1 protein-coding gene and 1 pseudogene are annotated in these 434 nt (G+C 52.8%); both read left to right on the top strand.

What is annotated here, in order from left to right; translation table 11 throughout:
* Nucleotides 1-308: type VI secretion system contractile sheath small subunit (locus ACCW71_RS20570; RefSeq protein WP_436374494.1), on the top strand; the 308-nt coding region annotated here is incomplete at its 5' end.
* 31 nt (nucleotides 309-339) lie between these two features.
* Nucleotides 340-434: pseudogene (locus tag ACCW71_RS20565) on the top strand (type VI secretion system contractile sheath domain-containing protein); the annotation flags it as partial.

Raw genomic sequence — 434 nt, 5'->3', positions numbered from 1 at the left:
CCGAAGTCCTTTCCGAATATTCTCCGAAAGTTAATCTCAGCGTTAAAAATACCCTTGCCGGTGATGGCAGCGAAGAGAATATCAGCCTGGTGTTCCGCGATATGCAGGATTTCACCCCGGAACAGGTGGCCCGCCAGATCCCCCAGCTTAAAGCCATGCTCGCCATGCGTAACCTGCTCCGCGATTTAAAAGCGAACCTGCTGGATAACCAGACTTTCCGAAAGGAGCTGGAAAAAATTCTGCTGGATCCGGCCCTGAGCGCAGAGCTCAGAGACGAACTCTCCTCTCTGGCACCGAAACAGCCTTAACCCTCATCGATTAAAACGGATTATTCAAGGAATGCTCATGTCTGTACAAAATGAAAGCAGTGCGGGTGGCGAAAACGTGGTACTGGAACGCCCGGCGGCCGGCGGGGTTTACGCCTCGCTGTTTGA

Origin of the sequence: Pantoea sp. C2G6 (genome assembly GCF_051336815.1) — a bacterium.
Classification (GTDB): Bacteria; Pseudomonadota; Gammaproteobacteria; order Enterobacterales; family Enterobacteriaceae; genus Pantoea.
Note: the sequence above shows the minus strand (reverse complement) of the source record. Positions and strands in the feature narration are given on the sequence as shown.